This is a genomic window from Candidatus Babela massiliensis, assembly GCF_000513475.1.
Taxonomy (GTDB): Bacteria; Babelota; Babeliae; order Babelales; family Babelaceae; genus Babela; species Babela massiliensis.
In genome coordinates this window covers 45540-68749 of record NC_023003.1, presented here as the reverse complement: position 1 = coordinate 68749, position 23210 = coordinate 45540, and the positions used below count along the sequence as shown (strand labels likewise).

The following is a 23210-nucleotide window of genomic DNA, read 5'->3' as shown; positions in this document are numbered from 1 at the left end:
TTTCACTGTATTATATTTTCGATAATATTTATTATATTTTGGTTATTTAAAGCAAAGTCTATAGCACTTAGGCCCTCTTCATTGGTTAGATTAGGATCTGCATTATAAGCAATAAGTAGCCTAACTATGTCTTCTAAATTCTGTTGAACTGCATATATTAATGCAGTATTGCCATCGACATCTTGAAAATCGATATTAGCTCCATGATTAAGTAAAAATTCGACTTGATTGTATAAATTATCTTCACTGTCTGCTACTACAATCAAAGTAGATGGAAATCCCTCTTTAACAATATTAACATCAGCTCCATGGGAAATTAGTATATTAGCTATATCTAAATTATTATTGCAAACTAACGTGTTAGTTAATGCAGTAAACCCTTGATTGTCTAAAATATTAACATCTGCTTTTAAAGAAATTAAAATATTTACAATTTCTTTCTTGCCATTCCTTGCAGCATGCATTAATGGAGTTTCGCCATTTTCATCTTGAAAATCAATATTAGCTCCGTATGTTACAAGTATTTTAATTAAATTAGTAAACATTGACGTTTTAGCAATTAAAGCCAAGGGAGATATAATTTCTGTAGAATTATTAAGAACCAAACTAATATTAGGATTAGCACCTGCTATTACCAGTTTTGCAATTTCTATCTCTATTAATGGACCAAAATTTCCTTCAGAATTATGTCTTAAAGCTTCCATCTGCTCCTCATATGTCCAATTTAAGCCTAAAAGATATCCTATATTGGCTATAGGAATATTGCTATTGGCCATATTAATTAGACTTTTAGCAATAAGAGTTTGTTGATAATAATAAGTCAAAAGATAATTGAGTCTATTATTTAATTCATTTTGATCCCATTTATCATATTCTTTGGCAAAATAATCTTTTGCTTTTTTCTTAGCATTATTTATAAGCTCATTATAAAGACTATTAAATTCTCCATTTACAAGCCTAATTTGACCTATAAAATTATTAACCCCTTTTAGTGGATCTAAATGAAAGTTAGCCTCAACTATATTCTGTATAGCTAGATTGATAATATAAAGTTTTATCTCAATAGGAAGATTAGGAAGATCTTGAACTTGTTTTATTTTTTTATTAACTCTTTTTTGACTTTCTTCTCTTTTTCGTTTTAAGGAACCTTCTAATTCCATTTCCATTGATGCTATTGGTATAAATATACCAATTAATATACATATTAATATATATAGGTTTAAAATTTTGATTTTCATTTACATCTCTTTAACTAGCAAAAATTCAATCATTTTATTTATATCTGGTAAATTAATTTATTTAGTAATGTAAAATATTAATTCCTATAATAATTATACACATACAAATAAAATTTTCAAGTTGCCCTTATGTTGTAAAAATTAGTATAAAAAATCACCAACTGTCTTATCATCAATCAGCTCTATTACCTCATTAAGTCCTTTTTCTAGAGCTATATCTCGCGCTGTTTTATTTTGATTGTTTTTTATGTTAAGATTAATATTATTATCAAGAAATATCTTAACTATACATATTAAAATGTCTTTCTTTAATTGGTTTGTTTCTTTTAATTCTAAATCAAATAACCAAGGGGAATCATAATTATTGAGTATATTCATTAGACAGTTATTATTACATTGATCTTTTAACTCTATATCCGCTCCTCTTTTTATTAAAAACTTTAAAGTATCTATATAACCTGCGTATACACAACTTAATAACACACATGTTCCATAACTATACAAGTAGTTTATATTTGCTCCAAAATCTAGAAGAATTCTTACAATATCATTTTTTTTATATATAATTGCTAACATTAATAGAGTTCCACCTCTATGATTGAAACTATTAGGATCAGCTCCAAATTTCAAAAGTTCTTTAACAATAGTAATCTGATTATTCTCAATGGCTATTTCTAAAGCATTTTTTCTTAGATTATTTCTGCAATTAAGATCTATTTGATATTGAGCCAAAAGCCTAATTAAGTTTTCAAAACGACCTGTTCTGGCAATCATAAATAATATTAAATGCTTATTGAACGCACCTAGTATTATCACTTTTGCTATTTGTTCTTCAGTAACATTTTTATTAAAATCTTTTACCTTATTTCTTAATTCTGTGGGGGTTAAGCTTATTAAGTCAGACGCAAAATATTCTTTAGCTATCTTTTCTGCTTTCATTCTTAAATGTTGACTTAAATACTGATTGCTTTTGAACAGATTTATAATTTTATCTATATTTTCAAGTGGACTGATAATTTCATTTTGAACTATTATATGCTCAATTACCAAATTAATTAAATTTGGATAATGAACAATATTTTTATCAATACATATTAAAGGATCAGCTCCTGCTATTATTAGACTGGCTGCTTCTTCCTCAGCCTTATTATAAATATCAGTATTCATAATAATATTTTTAAGATAATTGTTAAGCATATCTTTAGGTAAATCAATCTTATCAAAAGAAAAAACTTCCTTTGCAATTTCCCTTGATAATAAGATTAGGTCTTTACTATTGAAATAAATGTTTTGAAAATTTACCGCGCTAAGTATAAAATGATTTGTTCTATCCCAACAATCAAATATGCAGCTATTTTTGATTATGAACATCAATCTTTCTTTTATATCATAATATGATTCGATCATATTTAAGATATATCTATTATTATATGCAATTGCTAAATATTTAATCGTTTGACCATAAATATTTTTTACTTCTAGATTTGCTCCATACAAAAGTAAAAGTTTAAATATCTTGATATGTCCATATAAATATGAAATCATTAAGGGCGTATTTCCATTACAGTCTGTGTAATTGAAATTCGGTAGGTTTTTTATGATTAATTCTGCTTTTTTAGTAAACATGTCATACAAGGGATATATAGAACTTTGTTCTTTATGCTTGATTATTAAATATTTTACAAAATCGTATAAATTTACATTTGAACCACTTTTAATCAAATCTCTAACAATATTAACATCTACATCAAATTTGCTTAAAGCAATTGCTAAAGCACTTTTGCCTTTATTGTTTAAAATATTAACGTCTGCCTGATTCTTTATCAATTTCTTAACTATATCTCTTTTATTAAGACGAACAGCATGCATTAAAGCTGTTAAACCTTTTGAATCTTGAAAATTAAGATCTTTATTATAAATTATTAACAAATCAACTAAGTTTTTAAAATTACCTGTAATTATTACTCTCATTAAAGGAGATAATCTATTTAATGAATCTATATCAAAATTAATATTAGCACCTGATATTATTAGCCTAGCTGCTTGTTCCTCTAACTCTAATTTTGATTTTAGTATTTCTTTTAATTGAAAATTTCTATCTTCAGAATTTAATAAAAGCTCTTTATAAGAAAAATGTTGAGCTACGATATTTTTATAAGTTTCTTCTTTTAATACCAAATCAATTAATACTTTAAAGTATCTATTAACCAAACTGATTTGGCATAAAAATCTTTTATACCCTTGAAATGGTTGAAATACATTATCATGTTGATTAGTTATAGTTTTGAAACATTCAATTAAGACTGCTTGAATAACATTTTCAGGCATATCTGTTATATTTATTTCTGAAACGTAGCTTTCTTTTGATATCTTATTATGCATAGATATAGATAAATTAAATAAACAGCAACATAATAAAATTACATTTAATATCTTTTTTATATTATTCATATTTAAAAACTTCTTATTAAACTAAAATCTCTTTTTAAAGTTTCTTGACATTAATTAAACTTATCGACAAAATTGAATTTTGTGTTAAAAGCAAAGTTTCAACTATTAATATGATATTTAGAAAATAATGTGCTTTGTTTTTGTACATTTCAATAATCTACTTTCATAATTAGTTTAATTTGTTTTCCATAATTTTTTTATTTTGGTATACTATATAATAATATTTATTATAAATATTTTAAAATTTTAAACTTTAATACTTCTGAATAATATCATGGAAAAAAAATTTACTATCGATCAAAAGTCTCTTTTAAGTTTACTTTCTTCTATGCAACCAATTTGCTCGAAGCGTACTGCAATTGATGCCACTTCTTCTATACTTTTTCAAGTTGGTCACAAAGAACTCATACTTAAAAGTACTGATTTAGAAATTAGTCTACAATCTAGTTGTTCTTTAATTGAAAGTTCTTTTGGAGAACCTGAATCCTTTTTAGTTCCAGGAAGAAGAATTTTTGATGTAGTAAAAGAACTGCAAGGCCCTATTTACTGTTCATTAACAAAGCAACAACTTAATTTACAATCTAGCTCATTTAGCCTTTCTTTAAATATTAAAGAAGCTGAAGAGTTTCCTGCTTTTCCTGAAAGAATAGAAAATCTTATGCATCTTGATGCTAACGTTCTTTTAAGCATGCTTGAAAGTGTAGTATTTTTAATTCCGCAAAATAATGCTAATCCTGCTTTAAATGGTTTATTTTTAGAAATAAAAGATAATTCACTTTTTATGACTACAACAGATGGACATTCACTTGCTCAAATATGTTCTTTTAATACCAAATATCAAGGAAACAAATCTTGGCTTTTACCAAGACGGGCCGTTTATGAACTTAAAAAGATTTTAGAAACTTCACAAGATAAAAATATATTTCTTGGAATCTGTTCTAATCAACTTGTTTTTTCAGGTGAATTATTTAACTTTTTTACTAAATTACTTGCCGATCAATTTCCACACTATCAAACAATTTTGGATAAATCTACATTCTACCCAGCTTCAATTGATAGATCAATGTTTTTGAAGACTTTAAAGCGCTCGGCCTGTTTATTATCAGGACAATTTGTTCCAACTTCTTTTTACTTTGAAGATAAACTTTTAAAAGTTGCTATTAATAACAAAGAGGTAGGTTCACTTGATGAGCAGATTTCGCTTACTCAAGCTTTACCTTTAAAAGTAGATATTAAGTTTTTTGCTCCATATCTCTTAAATGGCCTTCAAGCCTTTAATAATGAGCAAATTCAGTTTTATCTAAAAAGTAGTTTAAGTCCTATAATTTTTGAACATGAGAATGATCAAAATAGGATAACTTACTTGGTAATGCCAGTTTCACCTTCTATTAACTAATTATTGTAGTCGTGAAAGTAACTTCTCTTAAATTAAAGAATTTTAGATGTTTTGATTCTCAAACTTTTACTTTTGGGATTGAAAATGACATTATTTTTATTACAGGGCCTAATGGTAGCGGTAAGAGCTCTATATTAGAGGCCCTTCATTATTCATCTTACTTGCGCTCTTTTCGCACTCATTTACCAGTTGAATTAGCTCTTTTTGACGCAGAATATTTTTCTATTGGTACTAGCATTTCTCATGTTTCTTCTTTTATTGATAATCATACCGATACTGATAATCTTCAAATAGTTTTTACTTTAAATAACCTAAAGCGTATCGTTAAATTGAATCAAAAACCGATCTCTTCATTTAAAGATATTTATAATATTTTTAAAGTTGTAACCGTTACTGCTGATGATTTGAAATTAATTCAAGATGGACCACTTTTAAGAAGAAATTTTATAGATCAGACTATCATGTTCAATGATTCAAGTTATATCTCTTTAATTTCTAAATATAAAAGAGTATTGGAAAATAGAAATGCTTTGCTGTTTTCTAAATTCGATAAAGAATCTTATAATCTTTGGTCTGAAAAGTTGTTCGATCTTTCTAAGACTATTCAAAAACTGCGCATTCAAGCTCTTGAAAATATAGGCAAACAAGCTAAAATAATCTTTGATACTATCAATCTATCTGACAATTCAAGAGAAGTTAGTTGCAATCTAGATATTAAATATCAATACGCTCAACCTTATTCTCTTATTGCTCATGCACAAAATTTTCAAGAATTTATTGAGTTATATCCTTCAATACTTCAAGATGAACTTAATAGGAAAAAGACCCTTTTTGGCACACATCTTGACGATTTTAAGATTATTTTTCAAGACAAATATTCTCGTACTTTCTCCTCGCGTGGACAGCAAAAGATGATTTTAATGCTTTTAAAATTAGCTCAGATTTCCTTATCTAATAAAAATAAGGATAACGCAAAAAACACTATACTTTTAATCGATGATTTTTTTTCAGATTTTGATTCTGAGAAATTTAATGCCATACTTTCATTTATTCCTACTATTGCTTCTCAGACTTTTGTTACATCTCCGGGTCGCTCTTTTATAGATAATACACTTAATAATAAAAATTTATCTTGTCAATATATCGAACTTGACCTCTGAAGTATTGGAGTTTTTACTCCTCAAATTATCTTTATTTTCATCTTAGATTGGCAATTATTATTTACTATGGGTAACAAGAATTCGAAAAAACCCCTTCTATATACTTATTTTTTAAAAAATAATTTGACTTTTTTTCAATTTCGTCCATACTATTAATATAAGTATTTAATATTACTTATATTAATTTAATTAGGCTTCATTACTACTCTCCTTTTTTCCATCGCATTGATTTCTTCAATGCGATGGTTTTTTTTATATATTTCATATAATGTTTGAACTTCTACTCCTCATTAAAACTCAATTTATCAGACCAGCCAATCAGAAATTATTCTTAAATTTGATATTATATAATTCAATCTTATAAAGTTAAAAACTTAAGCATATATAACAAACTTTATCAAGAATCAAATCCTTCAAAATAAAGATATAATTAATTGCAAAATTAGAGTGAGGGTGGGTTTCGTATAAAGATACTTTTAGGACAACCCACCCTCACTCACATAATTATATATAAATATTAATAAAAATTATGCGTCATAATAATATAATAAAAAAGATATAAAAGATATTATTTTTTAAAAGAACTGTTCCAAAGACCACATAATGAAACAGCCATAGCATCAGTCAAATCCAACTTCTTAGGCATCTGAAGACCCGGAAAAAGGCGCATAAGAACACGCGCTATTTGATCTTTCTCTGCTCCGCCAAAACCAGTAATAGATAATTTAACCTCTCGAGGCGAAAATTCTAAAATATCAAGATTATGCTTATTAGCAAGCAAGTATAATAATCCTCTTAAATATCCTAACTTTAAAAATGATTGAACATTCTTACCTAAAAAAGGCGTCTCTAAAGATATAACTTGAATTTGTCCTTCGATTAACTTTTGATCAAAAAAATCATAAAAGCAACCAATACGATAAGATACAGACTGAGAAGAAGACATAGAAAGCAACCCGGAGTCAAGTAAAAAAATCTTACCTTCTCGTTTTTCAACAATACTAAAACCTGTGGTTACAAATCCTAAATCTATTCCTATTACTCGCACCTTAATCTCTCTAATTACTCGGGATCTTGAAATAAAGTAAGATCATTCTGATAATTTAAATACACAATGCCAGTAGGCCCATTTCTTTGCTTTCCTATAATAAGCTCTGCCATATTAGGATCTTCTGTATCAGGATTATAGACTTTATCTCTATATAAAAACAAGATAACATCAGCATCTTGCTCTATTGCTCCTGATTCTCTTAAATCAGATAACATAGGGCGCTTATCCACTCTACTATCAACCGCTCTTGACAACTGGGACAAAGCAACTATTGGTATATTAAGCTCTTTAGCTAGAGCTTTTAATGAACGTGATATAGCAGAAACTTCTTGATGCCTATTTTCGTATTTCTGCTGCCCATGAATTAGCTGCAAATAATCGATTACCAAAAAATTTAAACCATGTTCCATCTTAAGTTTACGCGCCTTAGTTCTTATATCCATTATACTTTGCATAGCAGTATCATCAATAAACAATTTAGAATTGGCCAATTTAGCAGCAACATGCGTCAAAGAAATCCATTCATCAGAATTAACCATAGCATTTCTAATTTTATGATGCGAAACACCAGATTCAGATGACAAGAGACGTAAAATTAACTGCTCAGCAGACATTTCTAAAGAAAAAAAACCAACACTTAAATCACTTACAAATGCATTTCTGGCAAAACTTAATGCCAAAGCGGTTTTACCCATAGAAGGTCGTGCGGCTAATACTACAAAATCTCCATTCTGAAATCCTGAAGTCATATCGTTTAATTTTTTATACCCGGTAGGAATCCCAGTCAACCCCTTATGAGATCTAATGTCTGATAAATGTTTAAATGTCTTTTTCAGCCAGATATTTAATTGAACAAAACTTTGCTGAACTCTTTTTTGAGATATATTAAAAATTACACGCTCAGCATCATCAAGAACAGCATCTATATCTTTATCATTTTGAGAATAACAATTAGATATAATTTGAGTAGCAGAAGATATTAAATCTCTTAATACAGCTTTTTCTTTTATAAGCCTTGCATGTTGCTCAATAAGACCTATAGCAGGTATATCTTCCTGCAAAGATAGAAGATATACCACTCCTCCTATTTCATTTAACTTACCAGTCTTTTCAAGCTCATCCTGCAAAGTTATCAAATCAATACGTTGATTTCTTTTTGCAAGCTCGGTCATTGCTTCATAAATAATTTTGTTTGAAGGCAAATAAAAATCATTAGAGATCAAAAACTCTGATATTAATTGAAACTGTCCATCATAAAGCAACAGCGAGCCTAAAACAGATCTCTCTGCCTCTATACTACATGGTAAAGTTCGCCCAAGCATTTTCTCAGCAATAGCTGAAGCTCGATCTTGCAAAATTTTCTTTTGCATATAAATTTACCTTATTTTTCTTCAACAACTTTTAACTTAAATGCAGGCTTTAGTTTTGATGATAACTTTACAGTTACATCATAGTTACCTTTAGATTTTATAGCCTTATCAAGCTCAACTTGATTTTTAGATACATTAATACCTTTAAGAGCTAATAGATCTACCAATTCGCTTGCACTTATAGATCCATATAACTTACCATCATCATGAGTCTTACGCTTAACTATAATCTCTGTGTTTTTTACCTTTTCCGCAAGCATAGAACTCTTAGATTCAATAACTTCTTGTCTTTTTTCAATTACCTTAAGTCTATTTGAAAAAGCTTTGACATTCTTATCAGTAACTTCAACCGCTAATTTAGCAGCAATTAAATAATTACGAGCAAAACCTTCTGAAACTTTTACTATTTCTCCAGCCATTCCAACTTTTTCTATATCTTTAAGTAAAAATACTTTCATTCATGCCTCCTGAATAATAATTAATAATTTGCTTATTAATTATGACATATAATTAGCAATTTATAAATACCTATACTATAACTTTATTCTAAATAATATAGAAAAAATTAAACAAAGTTACAAATTGCAATTTTTATCATTCAAAAATATATTTTGAATCTCAAATTTATTTTTTATACTCTTCAAGTCACAAACCATTTGATCCTTAAATAGACTATTTATATATCTAGAAACTTTAATAATAAGTTTTTCTTTATCATTTAAATCATCATAAATTTCTAAAATAATATAACTATTTAAATCTTTTTCATGATATAATTTATTACTATAAGGTAAATTTATAGAATTAAAATTAGTTTTATAAAAACTAATTGCATAGTAAAGCCAACCTTCAAGTTCATAATAATTAGCCTTAGCTTTTACTAATCTTGAAATAGTCAAATTTATAAATCTGTTTTGATCGAAAATTAAAAAAATATAGTTATAAAAAAATATTAATAAAATTATTAAATTAACTATAATCAAATTACAATACCATTATTTAAACAAACAAAACCATAATATTTTTTATTTTTAACACTCTCAAGAAATACATTAATCCCGATAATCTTATTATTAAGATCTTTAACAAAATCAAATTTAAGAGACTTGATATTTTGAGCTACTAAGTTAGATCTTCTTTTAACCCAATTTTTATTTTGAAAGCGTTTCCCAATAATTTTATATAGCCTACCAGATATCACAACCCATTGATAATAATTATTTTTATGCTTAAAAATCAAGCTATTTTCTTCAATAAGCTTAAGATCTTCATTATAACTTGAAACATTTTTAACATCTTCAAGTAATAATTTAAAGCCTACTATTATTTCAACTTCAGAATGAATATTGATAATACTTAATCTCAAATTCAAGTAATAGTCCATCATACTTATAAATACTAAACTCAGAAGCATTATTGCCCAAATATAAATTAAAGTTTCAATTAAAGTAAAAGCTCTTTTCATAACCAATGTTAAATCATAAAATTAGACCGGTTTTAAAAATTATATGCTCTAAATTATTATTAAAGCCCACAGTTACTTTTAACCAATAAAAATTGTTTAATTGTTTTACTTTCTCTAATTTTACATCAATATCAAAATCTCCCTCATTATAAGTGAGTTTATTAATCTTCTTATCCGATCTTATCTTCTCTATAACATTAGAAGCCATCATTAAAGCATTAGATTTCTTAATAAATAATGTATGATTGTTAATAACCATACTATACCATTTAAATAGATAAAGACTTATCACCATAACCATAACAATAGTTATAGATATTTCTAGCAAAAGAAATCCCTTAAGTTGACTTTGGCGTCTAGATAAACTAAAATTAAAAATAGACATATTTATCATAGATATATCAATATAATATATAAATAAAATAATTATATTTCACTTGTTTAAGTATAAAGGAAAGAAAATATGAAATATTCAAAAATCAAACATATTTTATACCTTATAATGTTCATCATAAATACCATTTTTTATATCCCTGTTAAAGCCGTTGATAGTTCTCCTGCTTTAAGTGATGAAGATTTAAAAGCTCTCAATTTAAGCGAAGAAGACGCAAAAGAACTAGAACAGTTTCTTTCAGCAATAAACAATTTACCACCCGAAGAACAAGAGTTTTTAACACAACTTGGAAAAGAGATGGAAAAGATGATGGTCGAAGAAGGACTTGATCCTTCTAATCCTGATGATATTTTTAATTGGATAGATAAACAGAATGAGGAGACTAATGGAAATGCTAATAACGAAAAACCAGCAAAAATAGAAGCTCCTATTGTACAAAAACCAGAAATTAAGCCTATTGAAAATACCAAAGACATAATTCAAATGATTCAAGATACAATAAAGTATTTATCAAGCTTTAGACAAAAAGTTAGTATGAGTCAATATATGAGCAACTCTATTGAAAGATTAAGTCAAGAATTAAATGAATTGACCTATCTTTTACATATATCACTTGATCCTGAGATATCAAGACATTTGTTAGAGCCAGACTTTAGTAATTTATATAAGAATCTTGAAAATATTTACAAGATTTTACTAAAAAATGAACCTAATATAGAAACTAATGAAGTAAGTCTTGATGATTTGGAAAACCCTTATGAAGCTTTAGAATTACCAATTAATGCTACATTAGAAGAAATAGACACAACTTACAATAATTTAAAATCTAACTATCAACCAGAAATATTAAGAGAAAGTCTAAAACAAGAAGGACTAACTGAAAAAGAAATAGAAAAAAGGATCAAACAAGCTCGTTTAAGTTTTAGTTTTATTCAAAATGCATATGATACTTTAAAAGATCCAAAAGAAAAAGCTCTAATAGATCGAACTATAAAAGATCAAATAGCAATTCAACAAAATTTGGAACAAGCTTCAATAGACGCCTTTAATAATATAAAATTAGAGCTATCAAACTCTATATTTAATATTTTATCAGATATTAAAAAACTATTAGAAAAACATAAACCAGAAGAGCTTGCAAAAGTAAAAGCATATGAAGAACAACAAAAGAAAATCTTAGTAGAATCTAAAAAACCAATACGAGTAACTCCATCAGCAAGAGATCAGTTTAAATATCCAAAAGACGAAGAATATCAAGAATTTTATCGTCATTTAGCTCAAGAAAATCAAAAAAAATACCAAGCAAGACCGTTTACTCCTCAACATAGACCAGAGCCTCAAAAAAATGATTTTACTATTCCAAAACTAGATCAAAAATCGGATTCTGATAAAAAACCAAGCGGTGGAAAAGCTCCTGAGAAAAAAGGTGGAGTTTCTGATAAAAAAGATCAGAATAAAAAACCTACTGAAAAAGTCGGAGAAAAATCTGACAATAAAGAAAAAAAATCAAATTCAGATGAATCTAAGAAAATAGAAAGCATAATAAACATAAAAGAATTAGGCAAGTTGCTATCAAATGCAAAAGAAGAAATAGAAATCGAAAAGCCAAAACAACCAGGTCAAGAAGATCAAGAACCAAAAAAAGAAAAATTGAAATTAAAAGATATTAACCAAGGCTTAAGTAACTATCTTAAAACAAGCCCTATATCGCCAACTGTTAATAAATCTATAGGTGATAAACAAAAAGAACCTATTAAAAACTTAAAAACATATTTAGATCAAATTAAGATAAAAGATATTTGGCAAGCTTTGAAAAAAATCAAAGTCGAACCTGGCAAAAAAGTAACAGATGCAGATGAAGTAAAAGAGTTGAAAGCAGCCTTAAAAAACAGCGAAACTATCAAAGATATAAATAATAATTTGTATAATGTACTTAATCTTGAAAAAAATAAACAAGTAAATGCAGAAAAAGCTAAATATCATGGTCTTAATATATCCGAATCTGTAATCAAAGATCCTCAAAAAGATACTAATGTAAATAGTAAAATTAAAAAGAAATATAGCTATTTACAAGATCTTAATCTAGCAGAATATAGAAAATACGTAAAAGATATAAATCAATTTATTAATAATATTTCTCAAGCAATATCTTAAAAAAAGGGCAGTGTTTGAAGCACTGCCCTTTTTTTATCTATTAAGAACTAAATAACATCTATTACATAAATTTTCAGGATTATTATCGCAATTCCATTGCCAGCATCTAGGACATTTAACCCCATTTGCTTGTTCTACTTTTATATTTAAACCATTTTCTAAAACTTTATCTAAAGATTTTGATAAAAGTTCTACTTGAGAAACTATCAAAAACTCTCTTAAAAATTGAGATAAACAGAATCCTCTATTTTCAATATCCTCAAACAATTCTTTTACTTCTTTATAATGGTCTAAGTCAATAAATAGAGTCACTTTAGCCTCTAGAGAATGCTTAATCAACCCTTTCTCTCTTTGAATTTCAATTGCTTTTAATATCAGAGATCTTATATCTTTCAATTCCGACCATTTAATAGCATTTTCTGTATTACATTTAAAATGCTCTTGAATATCATTATTCAAATCAGAAAACAGCTCTTTATCAGCCACTACAGCAGAGTCTGGATAAACTAATTTATGCAATTTAACAGGATCTACAAAAGATTGTAAATGTATGGATTGCTCTTTATTATATTGATAATGATCAGAAATAAGTTCAGCTGTAAATGACATTATAGGCGCCATAAGCTTAGTTACAGTATCTAATATATACCATAAAACAGTTTGAGCTGATCTTCTTTCAAAACTATCAAATTTTTCAACATATAGCCTATCTTTAACTATATCTAAATAAAATGCACTTAACTCTACAGGAAAATATTGAGCAAGACCATGAAAAACTCCAGTAAAATTATATTCAAAATAATTTTGAATCATTTTAGTATTAAAACGCTCCAACTCTTCCATTGCATAATGATCTATAGGCATTAATTTATCTATAGCAACTGCATCTTTTTCTATATCAAAATCATATAAATTAGATAATAAGAATCGACAAGTATTTCTTACCTTACGATATACCTCTGAAACATTTTGAAGCAATACATCAGAAACTATAGGATCACTATCAGGACCTATACTTGCTACCCATAATCTTAAGCCATCAGTCCCAATTTTCTTAATTATATCTTCAGGAAGTACAACATTACCAAGAGATTTGGACATTTTTTGGCCTTTGGAGTCTACTATAAATCCATGAGTCATAATATTTTTCATTGCTGGTTCTTTTTCAACAACCAAGCTTGTTAATAAAGAACTTTGGAACCATCCTCTATGTTGATCTACACCTTCAAGATATAAATCAGCAGGAAAAGACAATTCAGGATTATCATAAAGCACTGCATAATGACTCACTCCAGAGTCAAACCATACATCTAAAATATCTTTTTCTTTTTCAAAGTCTTGATGTTTACAATTAGGACATACGATTTTATTTTCTGTTAATTGCTCAACGGTTACTTTATCCCAATATTCTATTCCCTCTTTCTCTATACCCTTTTCTACTTTTTCCATTACACTTACGTCTAAAAATCCATAAGAACAATGTTTACATATTAAAGCAGGTATACAGACTCCCCAAGTTCTTTGTCTTGATATACACCATTCCCATCTATTTTCAACAGTAGCTTTTAAAAAATTACGTCCATTTTCAGGTATAAAATTAATCTTTTGTATAGCTTTTAACGCTTTATCTTTGATGTTCTCTTTATTTAAATCAAAGAACCATTGAGGTGTAGCTCTAAATATTAATCCGCCTCTACAACGCCAACAGTGCGGGTAGCTATGATTAATAGTTGTTTTATATAGTAACTTATTAAGCTCTTGTAACTTTTTTATAACCCAAATCTGACCATCTTGAACAGGCATATTAACTAAATCTTTAAGCTCAATATCAGTTGTATATCGTCCATCTGGAGATATTGGTGAATATATCTCTAAATTATTTTTAACTCCGATTTCATAATCAATAGGACCACATCCAGGAGCACAATGAACAAACGCAGTTCCTTCATCAAGACCCACAGAATCATCAAAGATAACAGGAACTTTAATATCTATAAAAGGATGATTAACTTTTAATCCTTTAAAAAATCCAGAATTAAAAGTTTTAATTTCTTTAGCATTCACCCCTAAAGTACTTAATAACTTATCTTTAACTTTTGCACCAACTACTAAAAATTGATTATTAACTTCAAGTAATACATATTCAGCATCAGGATGAGCAATTACAGCTCTATTAAGAGGCAGAGTCCAAGGAGTAGTTGTCCAGATTACTAAATTAATTTTTTGATCTATACCAAATAATTTTCTTGAATCAACTTCATCGATATTAAAAAGAACATAAATAGATGGATCTTTTCTATTATGATATTCGATTTCTGCTGATGCTAAAACTGTTTGACATTGAGGACACCAAGGTACTGTTTTATTTTTGCGTTCTATTAAATCTTCTTGAACAAGAATCTTAAGAGCTCTTACAATAGTTGATTCATATTTAAAGGACATGGTAATATAAGGTCGTGCCCAATCCATAAGCACACCTAATGATTTAAAAGAATTTCTTTGGATATCGATCCAATGAGTTGCATAAGCTCTACACGCTTTTTTCAATTCAACTTTATCAAGTCCCGGGTTCTCTTTAGTCACTTTTTGTTCTATAGGTAGCCCATGGCAATCCCAGCCAGGTGTCACCGGTACATGATATCCAGACATACGTCTAATTTTACATGTTATATCTTTTAAAACTTTATTATAAGCTCCACCAAGATGAATATTGCCATTTGCATAAGGAGGACCGTCATGTAAAACAAACTTTTTTTTACCTTTATTATGATTAAAAGATATACTAAATAAATCTTCTTCTTCCCATCTTTTAATCAGTTCTATATCAGTTATTGCATTATTTGCACGAATAGGAAAATCTGTTTTAGGTAAATTTAAAGTTTGACTGTATTTTTTAGATTGATCATTACTAGAATTCTGAGCTGCTTGTGACGTATTTTTCTCCGCCATATCAAAAGACCTTTCTTAAAATTATTTTTCCAATTATTATTACTGTATTATTATTAAAATAATTTACTAAAAATTTATTAACCATTTTAGTATATATAAGTTTAAATCTATTATGATTTTATTGCAAATTTAATATTAATTGCCTTATAAAATTAGTATAAATTTTACAAATTATATCATTAATTAAATTGGCTAATTAAAATATTGACTTGACCATAAAAAAAACATACTTTTAAAAGTAATAAAATATTTTACAACTTTTAAACAATCAATAAATGAAAAAAATAACTATATTACTACTAATATTTTTAATAATTAATAAAAATTTAGTTATATCTATGATTGAAAGCCACTCAACGACAGAATATAGTCTATTGCAGAAAATAAGAGATATAAGATATTCATTTAAATTAAGACAAGTACTACAAGAAAACTATAGTCAAAAAAATATAATAAAAATAGTTAAATTACTTGAAAAAGGCGCCAATCCTAATATACTTCTTAGTAGTCCGTACAAGCAGCCTGCAATAATAAAAATAATAACAAATCCTGATTTTCATTCATTAATATCTATCTTTTTAAGTAAAGGAACAAATATTAATATTAAATATGGTTTTGAAGAAGTTACTCCATTAATATGCGCAACTAATAATAATGATGAAAGTCTAGTAAAATTGCTTATTGATAATCATGCGGATATAAACGCCAAAGATCGCGAGGGACAAACAGCATTAATGAAAGCCTGTCAAGAAGGATATAGCAAATTGGTTATTGACTTAATAAGTTATGGAGCAGAGATTAATATACAAGATCAAGATGGTTATACAGCCTTAAATCATGCTACTTGCGAAGGCCACAAAGACATAGTAGAGATACTTATTGCAAACAAAGCAGATTTAAATCTTTCACTCACCTTTTTAAATACTGGCTATACACCATTAATACAAGCAATCATGAATGATAAAATAGACATTGCAAAATTATTAATAGAAGCAGGGAGTGATGTTAATCAAGTAAGTGAAAAAAATTGGACTGCATTAATGTATGCATCATACTATGGATGTATAGATATAGTCAGATTACTTCTTGATAAAAATGCCAATACTACTATAGAAAACTACTGGGGTCATACCGCAAAAAATATAGCTCTTCAACAAAGCGAGACATGCTATGATAATTCAGAATTAAAATCTAAATTTGATACAATAATAAAACTGATTGATAGTAAAAAATCAACATAGATAAAACTATGAAAACCAAACTTAAAATAAAAATTTATATCTAATGAATTAGATAATCATCAGTTAAATTTACTTTCCTCTTCATTAAAAATCTCCTCAGCACTAACATTAAAAACCTTGCAGCTAAAAAAATATATTAAAAAAGTCGGTAATTTTATACATAATCTTGTTTAATTATATAAAATAAATTAGTATAGAGCTCGGTGTCTAATTTTTATTAATAATTAAAAATATAAATTAGGATAATATGATAAAAATATTGATATTATTTTTAAGTATGACAACAATTTTGATATGCAATAGCAAAATACTTTCTATGGAGCAAGCTCCAAAAAATTATATAGAATATATGCCTAATGAAATAAAGCTAAGAATATTAAAAAAAGTTATAATACCTTACATCAAAAGTTGTAACAATATTTTTCAAATTATCGAATATACCACTGTTTCTCTTAAGAATTTACACTTAGTAAATCATGACTTTAAACTATTTATAAAAGATATAGTTAAAAAAACTAAAAAACGTTTAAAGAAATATTATAAAAACGAAAACTTAAACTTAAATGAAGCAAATAAAGTATTAAATAAAATAGAAAAAGATGACAATTATTCAAAGGAAATAGAAACCCAATTAGTAACTATGATACTACTGGGAAACGATAATCTGCTCAAAGATATACTATTTTTGATTAGCAAAAAAATTAATTTAGTCAATTTTGTCAAGCTTATAATATGCTATTCAAAAAACATAAATGTACAAGATTTAAATGGCTTTACACCTTTAATGTATGCTTGTCAAAATGGAAATATTGAATTAGCAAATGAACTTATTAAGCGTAAAACAGAAATTAATATAAAAAATAAAGATGAAGAAATAGCTTTATTCATAGCAATTGAAAATAACAATTTAGAACTAGTTAAATTACTTCTTGATAATGAATCAATAGTTAACACACAAACTGCTTCTCTTAAATATACACCACTAATGAAAGCAGTCGAAAAAGGCAATGAAGAAATTGTAAAATTGCTTCTTACTTATCAAGCAAATGTAAATGAACAAAATATTCATGGCAAAACTGCTTTAATAATTGCAGTAGAAAAAAATAATATAAATCTAGTCAAGTTGCTTCTTGATAATAAAGCTAATCCCGATATTTATTCTCATACTTTAAATTGTAATGCTCTGAACTATGCATCCAAACATGGTTATGAAGAAATTGTAAGATTGCTACTTCAATATAATTCAGTAATAGATACTCAAGATACTTCATTAAGCTATACTCCGCTCATGTATGCTGCAAGGAACAATTATCCTAATATCTTAGCAATGCTTCTTGAACATAAAGCAAATGTTAATTTAATTAATCGTTTTGGAAAAACTGCTAAAGATATTGCTTTATCCAATAAACATAATAAGATAGTTCAATTAATTGATAATTATATAAAAAAACAAACAGAACCTTCAGCTCCGGAATTTAATTAAAAAAAGAGCTAGTATAAATACTAGCTCTTTTTTTAATATATCTGATTTTGATAAATTAAATAACATCTTTTTTATTGATCTCTCTTAATGCATTATCTATTAAATTAACTATGATCATACGACGATTTGTAACAGCTATATCTCTGGCAAATCTACCAAAGTTATCTCTATGATAAAGATCAATTCCTTCATCAATCAATAACTTAGCAACGGCATCAGTATCTAATGCACTTAAGTCACAAGCATGCATCAAAGCATTTTTGGATGCCATATTGTAAGCATTAATATCAGCACCCGCATTAATTAATAACTTAACAATACCAACAGCTCCATTTTGAGACGCTCTCATTAAAGCAGTAACTCCAGCGCTTCTACTTAAATTAACATGTGCACCTAATAATATAAGTATTTTTACTAAAGAAGTATTATCCCTGTGTCCGCAACACCTAAACAGTAAAGTATCTTTATAAATAGGGCTTTTAATATTAACATCTGCGCCGGCCATAATTAATTTAATACATTTTATTAAGTCCTCTTTGGCTAATAGATAAGATTTTAAAATTCCTTCTAATTGAACAGTCAAGCTCTTTTCATTAAGCTCATCATCACAAGCACTTTTATGTTCCTTTTCAGATTCATTTTTCAATAGATTAAATAAAGCTTGAAATTGCTCTTCTTTATATTTCTCTATAAGTTCAATATTATAAGGATCGTCATATAAATTTTTAAACACTTCATTAAAATTTTTACAAGTTCTACGGAGCATACAAATGAATCTATCAAATTCTTTGTCATTTTTTTCATTATAAAAATCAAAAATATTACTCCAACTTCTTCTAACACCTTCTTGAATAAAAGTTGATATTAACAACTCTTTATCAATAGTTAAAATTCCTGATTCTAAACTTTCCATGCATATTATATTAAAAGATGCAAAGCATGATAATATTAAACTTATAAATTTTATTATTTTTGACATTTTTAACCTTTTTATTATTTAATAAAAATCAGCATTAATTATATATAATTATACAAATAGCAAAAAAACAGTCAAGGGTAGTAGATATAATGCTAAAATTAAAGATAATAATAGCCCAAACTAATAAGATAGCAATATAATAAAAATTTCTAAGGATTTTGCTTTAAATTCTTTAAATAAGAATTTCTCATATCAGCAACAGCTCTTTCGCCGTCATCATCCTCATCTGAGGTTACTACTCCTACAATTGATGCATAAGAATAACGCTTTAAGTAAGTCATATAAGATCCAATAGATTGAACATCATTTTTAGGAGGTATAATTCTCACTCTACTTTCTATCCATTGACCAGAGGCATGCGATAAAATAGTACATAAGAGCATTCGGCCTTCATCATCGCTTAATATCTGCTGTATAACTGATAAACCGTTTTTACTCAAAGCTGGTCTTGATGCCTTAACGATTTCTGCTAAATTGGCATATTTAGATTTAAAATAAGGATTTTCACATAATTCATTGGCTATCTTCATTTCCCCTTGAGCTTTAGCAAGCGCTGTAAACAGTTCATTTAAGTTTTCACTTCTATTAGGAGTAGAACTCGCTTGCGTTTTATTGTATAGTGATATAATATATTTTTTGATATCTAAAATTGATTCCAAAATCTGCTTTATGCCGGATTCTAATATTTCTTTTAACTCCATTTTTCCCTTTACTTTAGTTAAATATACTCATATTAATTATAACTTTTTTATATATTAATAACAAAAGCTCAAAATAAATAATATTAAAAGTTACTAACCAAAGCAACGTTCTATAAAATCATTAGAAAACATTCTATTAGGATCCAATTTATCTCTAATATCATTAAATCGATCAAAAGTTTCTTGGCCATATAAATTACATATTTTTTCTTTGTTTAATAGATGAAATTTGCCCCAATGCGGTCTTGGTAAATAAGGTTCTAGCATCTGCTCAAGTTTATTAAAAAATTCCAAGTATTTATCAAAATAATTAATTATATTGATAGTTATATAAGCAGTATCTCTTTTATAAGACATGCTCAAAAACGATTTATCAAAACCTGGACTAAATCTGCAGGTTAATAAAGCAGTTAAATTATAACCTTGATTTTCATAAGAGTTATAAAGTTCTTTGAATTTATCTATTGCAATTTTAAAATCATCAATATGTACACCAAATTCAACTTCAATATAATATTCAACAGAAATAGGATCCTTTAAAGGCGATAAACTTAAATAGCTATACTGATTATGAGAATCTTTCTGCATACCAAATAACCATAGCTCTATAAGCCTACTTCCAACTTGAGGGGCATACTTTAAAGATCTTACTGCAGCTCTTGATAAAAAAGCATTAGTCACTATATTTTCCGGAATATCATAAATAAATCGCCTTTTTGTAACACTATCTGTTTTATTCCAAAAAAAGTTCAAAACCATATCTGAGGTAGGATGAGCCATAAACATATAATAATCATTATTTTGATAATTAGATTTATAATTATCCATAGCCTCCTGCCAAGTTGATAAAACTCTCTTATGATTTAATATAAACAAATTATCACATTCAATAGTTACTGAATATATAAAACTAAGAGCACCTAGACCTATACGTAAAAAAGGTATCCAATCTGAGTTAGTATCTTTAGTTACTTTATAAAAATTGCCTTGAGAATCAATAACTTCAAATTCAGAAATAAAATCAGAAAGTACTCCTGTATGACCAGTTCCATGAGTACCAGTAGAAATAGCACCAACTATACTTTGTTCGGCAATAAATCCTTGATTAGGTAAAGATAGATTTTCTTGTGCTAAAAAACTAAAAAGATCTTTTAATTTAATACCACATTCCACCTTCACTTTTTTATTATCTCTGTCTACATATAATATCTTATCTAACTTATCAGTATTTATAATATATCCATTAGTATTAATTAAGTTACTCCATGAATGACATGATCCTATTGCTTTAACTTTATGATTATCAAGGTTTGCTTTTTTAATTATAGATATAACTTCTTCAAGATTATTAGGATAAAATACATCTTTTGGATAAAGAACAGGATTATCTCCCCAAACAGACCAATCATCTTGAGTTAAAATGTAAAAACAATTAAAAACACACAATAAAGCCAGAATTTTTTTAATATGCATTTTCTTCCTTAAAGTTTTTGATTTCTTGTTAATAAATTGCATATAATCTATAGTAGCTTTATAATCACGTCAATGAAAGATTAAGTCCTTTAAACTTTATATAAGCCAAAACAAATATTTTGAAACATATAAACATATAACTCTAATAAAAATTACCTATTTAATTAGTTGATTTATAATTAATAAGTTTTATCCTATTATCTATAGTAATATAATATTTTATTTAATAGAGTCTGATATATGTCTTTTGAATTATCTTTAGCCCTTAAATATTTGGGCAATCTTAAAGAAGAGAGATCGATTTCTTCTATGGCCAAAGTATGCTTTTTAAGTATTTTAATTAGTGTTTTTGCATTAACTTTGATATGCGCTATTATGAATGGATTTGAGAAGGCTACATGTAAGAAATTACAAGGCATTCATTCTGATGTCATTATCAATACCAGATCAAGAGAGATTAATTTTGATAAACTGAAACCAGTACTTATGAACGAATTCAAAAAATATATAAAAGCAGCAAGTCCTTTTTCTATTGGACAAATTATATTGAAATCTAATCAAAAAAACAAAAATATACACACTTTAGGTATGATAAAAGGAATAGACCCAAAAAATGAACCTTTAGTTAGTGGGTTGAAAGATATGATGTTGTGTACTTATAAAGATATAAAAAGTTGGCCAAAATTATTAAAATATAAACATATATTTATAGGTCAAACTTTATCACAACAACTTTTAGTTAACGTGGGGGATACTATAGATTTATTATATCCAGATCAAGAAATAGATAATAACAATATAACATTACATTCTGAACCTGTAAAAATAATGGGTATATTTAAAACCGGTATAAATGAATTTGATGAACATATTATTATAAGTTCTTTAGATTTGTTTCAAGACATTTTTCAGCATGGCGCTACAGGGGTAAATATCAAGTTACATAAAGATTTTAAAGATAATAAAAATGTAATAGACCTTTTAAGAAATAGATTAAAATTAGAAGTTTTCTCATGGAAAGATCTGTATCCAGCAATTGTTTCAGCTTTAGCTCTTGAAAAGCTTGCAATGGTAGTTATTTTGCTATTAATTACACTTATAGCTACTATGAATATCATTTCTTTATTATTTATGTTAATTACTCATAAAAGAAAGGATATAGCTTTACTTAAGGCACATGGCATGAAAAATAGTTCTATAAGATTAATTTTTATATTTATTTCGTTTATACTAACTCTTAGTGCTTCTATAATCGGTATTTTAGCAGCTTGGCTTATCAGTTATATTATTGATCATCATCAATTAATAAAAGTACCTGACGCTTACTACGTTAATTATTTGCCTGCACTTATGAATATAAAAATAGCTTTGTTTATTTTACTTGGAGTAATTGTTATAAGTTTACTAGTCACCATAGTTCCAATTAGAAGAACTAAAGATATAGATATTGCTCAAATACTCAAAAGTGAGGCCTTTTAAATTACTTATCGCGAGTAGGATACCATTTTTGTCCAAAAAAACGACCGGTACTTTTTGATACTTCGTGATTTCTTACTTGTTCAGATCCAGCTGATCTTACATTAAGATTAGCTTTTATCTTCCTAGTTATAACTTTTGGGATAAAAGATCCCTTCTTGGTTAGCTTCATTACTTTCTCCCATAGATATTTTTATTATAAATATAACATTTAACAGACATTATACGC

General features: G+C 27.1%; 19 protein-coding genes. 6 read left to right on the top strand and 13 right to left on the bottom strand.

Translation table 11 applies throughout. The features are described from left to right. Positions 1–2: 2 nt before the first annotated feature. Together BABL1_RS00330 and BABL1_RS00325 are read right to left on the bottom strand one after the other, a co-directional pair. Positions 3–1238 carry an ankyrin repeat domain-containing protein gene (locus BABL1_RS00330; RefSeq protein ID WP_023790992.1) on the bottom strand — a complete coding sequence of 412 codons (1236 nt, stop codon included), beginning with the start codon at positions 1236–1238 and terminating at the stop codon, positions 3–5. Positions 1239–1379: 141 nt separating this feature from the next. Next, positions 1380–3689 carry an ankyrin repeat domain-containing protein gene (locus BABL1_RS00325; RefSeq protein ID WP_023790990.1) on the bottom strand — a complete coding sequence of 770 codons (2310 nt, stop codon included), beginning with the start codon at positions 3687–3689 and terminating at the stop codon, positions 1380–1382. A gap of 274 nt (positions 3690–3963) precedes the next feature. Here BABL1_RS00325 and dnaN point away from each other — a divergent pair, with 274 nt between their 5' ends. After that, a complete protein-coding gene (gene dnaN, locus BABL1_RS00320) occupies positions 3964–5085 on the top strand; it encodes a DNA polymerase III subunit beta (RefSeq protein WP_023790988.1) in 1122 nt (373 codons plus the stop codon). Between the two features lie 11 nt (positions 5086–5096). Continuing rightward, a complete protein-coding gene (recF, locus tag BABL1_RS00315) occupies positions 5097–6245 on the top strand; it encodes a DNA replication/repair protein RecF (RefSeq protein WP_023790986.1) in 1149 nt (382 codons plus the stop codon). 568 nt (positions 6246–6813) lie between these two features. Here recF and BABL1_RS00310 read toward each other — a convergent pair. From BABL1_RS00310 to BABL1_RS00285, 6 genes are all read right to left on the bottom strand, one after another. Next, entirely contained in the window at positions 6814–7293 is a 480-nt protein-coding gene (locus BABL1_RS00310; protein WP_023790985.1) for a crossover junction endodeoxyribonuclease RuvC, read from the bottom strand. A gap of 14 nt (positions 7294–7307) precedes the next feature. Continuing rightward, a complete protein-coding gene (gene dnaB / locus BABL1_RS00305) occupies positions 7308–8666 on the bottom strand; it encodes a replicative DNA helicase (RefSeq protein ID WP_023790983.1) in 1359 nt (452 codons plus the stop codon). Between the two features lie 11 nt (positions 8667–8677). After that, positions 8678–9124 (bottom strand): 50S ribosomal protein L9, encoded by a 447-nt coding sequence (gene rplI, locus BABL1_RS00300; protein ID WP_023790981.1) that lies wholly within the window; start codon positions 9122–9124, stop codon positions 8678–8680. Between the two features lie 117 nt (positions 9125–9241). Beyond that, on the bottom strand, positions 9242–9565 hold the full coding sequence (locus BABL1_RS00295; protein ID WP_146617257.1) for a hypothetical protein: 324 nt from the start codon (positions 9563–9565) through the stop codon (positions 9242–9244). A gap of 80 nt (positions 9566–9645) precedes the next feature. Further along, positions 9646–10131 carry a hypothetical protein gene (locus BABL1_RS00290; protein ID WP_023790977.1) on the bottom strand — a complete coding sequence of 162 codons (486 nt, stop codon included), beginning with the start codon at positions 10129–10131 and terminating at the stop codon, positions 9646–9648. Between the two features lie 13 nt (positions 10132–10144). After that, positions 10145–10516 (bottom strand): hypothetical protein, encoded by a 372-nt coding sequence (locus tag BABL1_RS00285; RefSeq protein ID WP_044601149.1) that lies wholly within the window; start codon positions 10514–10516, stop codon positions 10145–10147. A 78-nt stretch (positions 10517–10594) separates the two neighbouring features. Between BABL1_RS00285 and BABL1_RS00280 the strand changes: the two genes are divergently transcribed. Then, a complete protein-coding gene (locus BABL1_RS00280) occupies positions 10595–12679 on the top strand; it encodes a molecular chaperone DnaJ (RefSeq protein ID WP_023790973.1) in 2085 nt (694 codons plus the stop codon). Positions 12680–12712: 33 nt separating this feature from the next. On the opposite strand, the gene ileS is transcribed toward BABL1_RS00280, so the two are convergent. Continuing rightward, positions 12713–15628 (bottom strand): isoleucine--tRNA ligase, encoded by a 2916-nt coding sequence (gene ileS / locus BABL1_RS00275; protein ID WP_023790971.1) that lies wholly within the window; start codon positions 15626–15628, stop codon positions 12713–12715. 275 nt (positions 15629–15903) lie between these two features. Between ileS and BABL1_RS00270 the strand changes: the two genes are divergently transcribed. Together BABL1_RS00270 and BABL1_RS00265 are read left to right on the top strand one after the other, a co-directional pair. Beyond that, positions 15904–16869: an ankyrin repeat domain-containing protein gene (locus tag BABL1_RS00270; protein WP_023790969.1), complete on the top strand. Its 966-nt coding sequence runs from the start codon at positions 15904–15906 to the stop codon at positions 16867–16869. A 247-nt stretch (positions 16870–17116) separates the two neighbouring features. Beyond that, a complete protein-coding gene (locus BABL1_RS00265; RefSeq protein ID WP_023790967.1) occupies positions 17117–18352 on the top strand; it encodes an ankyrin repeat domain-containing protein in 1236 nt (411 codons plus the stop codon). A gap of 55 nt (positions 18353–18407) precedes the next feature. On the opposite strand, the gene BABL1_RS05085 is transcribed toward BABL1_RS00265, so the two are convergent. The 3 genes from BABL1_RS05085 to BABL1_RS00250 form a co-directional block, all read right to left on the bottom strand. After that, complete coding sequence (locus tag BABL1_RS05085) at positions 18408–19331, bottom strand: ankyrin repeat domain-containing protein (protein WP_023790965.1); 924 nt, start codon at positions 19329–19331, stop codon at positions 18408–18410. A 149-nt stretch (positions 19332–19480) separates the two neighbouring features. After that, positions 19481–20032, bottom strand: coding sequence for an ERF family protein (locus tag BABL1_RS05080; RefSeq protein WP_023790963.1), 552 nt, complete (start codon positions 20030–20032; stop codon positions 19481–19483). Positions 20033–20125: 93 nt separating this feature from the next. Beyond that, the gene (locus BABL1_RS00250) at positions 20126–21505 is read right to left on the bottom strand and encodes a D-arabinono-1,4-lactone oxidase (RefSeq protein WP_023790961.1); all 1380 of its coding nucleotides are present in this window, start codon (positions 21503–21505) and stop codon (positions 20126–20128) included. Positions 21506–21745: 240 nt separating this feature from the next. On the opposite strand from BABL1_RS00250, the gene BABL1_RS00245 reads away from it, so the two are divergent. Beyond that, positions 21746–22984 (top strand): FtsX-like permease family protein, encoded by a 1239-nt coding sequence (locus BABL1_RS00245; RefSeq protein WP_023790959.1) that lies wholly within the window; start codon positions 21746–21748, stop codon positions 22982–22984. A gap of 1 nt (position 22985) precedes the next feature. Here BABL1_RS00245 and BABL1_RS05480 read toward each other — a convergent pair whose 3' ends face one another. Beyond that, a complete protein-coding gene (locus BABL1_RS05480) occupies positions 22986–23153 on the bottom strand; it encodes a hypothetical protein (RefSeq protein ID WP_023790957.1) in 168 nt (55 codons plus the stop codon). Between the last annotated feature and the right edge of the window lie 57 nt (positions 23154–23210).

What these genes read in the sequence shown, in the direction of transcription:
- dnaN (WP_023790988.1), top strand. Translation starts at nt 3,964, where the DNA reads ATGGAAAAAAAATTTACTATCGATCAAAAGTCTCTTTTAAGTTTACTT.
- BABL1_RS05085 (WP_023790965.1), bottom strand. Translation starts at nt 19,331, where the DNA reads ATGTCAAAAATAATAAAATTTATAAGTTTAATATTATCATGCTTTGCA.
- BABL1_RS00265 (WP_023790967.1), top strand. Translation starts at nt 17,117, where the DNA reads ATGATAAAAATATTGATATTATTTTTAAGTATGACAACAATTTTGATA.
- BABL1_RS00290 (WP_023790977.1), bottom strand. Translation starts at nt 10,131, where the DNA reads ATGAAAAGAGCTTTTACTTTAATTGAAACTTTAATTTATATTTGGGCA.
- BABL1_RS00325 (WP_023790990.1), bottom strand. Translation starts at nt 3,689, where the DNA reads ATGAATAATATAAAAAAGATATTAAATGTAATTTTATTATGTTGCTGT.
- BABL1_RS00250 (WP_023790961.1), bottom strand. Translation starts at nt 21,505, where the DNA reads ATGCATATTAAAAAAATTCTGGCTTTATTGTGTGTTTTTAATTGTTTT.
- ileS (WP_023790971.1), bottom strand. Translation starts at nt 15,628, where the DNA reads ATGGCGGAGAAAAATACGTCACAAGCAGCTCAGAATTCTAGTAATGAT.
- BABL1_RS05080 (WP_023790963.1), bottom strand. Translation starts at nt 20,032, where the DNA reads ATGGAGTTAAAAGAAATATTAGAATCCGGCATAAAGCAGATTTTGGAA.
- BABL1_RS00280 (WP_023790973.1), top strand. Translation starts at nt 10,595, where the DNA reads ATGAAATATTCAAAAATCAAACATATTTTATACCTTATAATGTTCATC.
- BABL1_RS00245 (WP_023790959.1), top strand. Translation starts at nt 21,746, where the DNA reads ATGTCTTTTGAATTATCTTTAGCCCTTAAATATTTGGGCAATCTTAAA.
- BABL1_RS00285 (WP_044601149.1), bottom strand. Translation starts at nt 10,516, where the DNA reads ATGTCTATTTTTAATTTTAGTTTATCTAGACGCCAAAGTCAACTTAAG.
- BABL1_RS05480 (WP_023790957.1), bottom strand. Translation starts at nt 23,153, where the DNA reads ATGAAGCTAACCAAGAAGGGATCTTTTATCCCAAAAGTTATAACTAGG.
- BABL1_RS00270 (WP_023790969.1), top strand. Translation starts at nt 15,904, where the DNA reads ATGAAAAAAATAACTATATTACTACTAATATTTTTAATAATTAATAAA.
- rplI (WP_023790981.1), bottom strand. Translation starts at nt 9,124, where the DNA reads ATGAAAGTATTTTTACTTAAAGATATAGAAAAAGTTGGAATGGCTGGA.
- BABL1_RS00330 (WP_023790992.1), bottom strand. Translation starts at nt 1,238, where the DNA reads ATGAAAATCAAAATTTTAAACCTATATATATTAATATGTATATTAATT.
- dnaB (WP_023790983.1), bottom strand. Translation starts at nt 8,666, where the DNA reads ATGCAAAAGAAAATTTTGCAAGATCGAGCTTCAGCTATTGCTGAGAAA.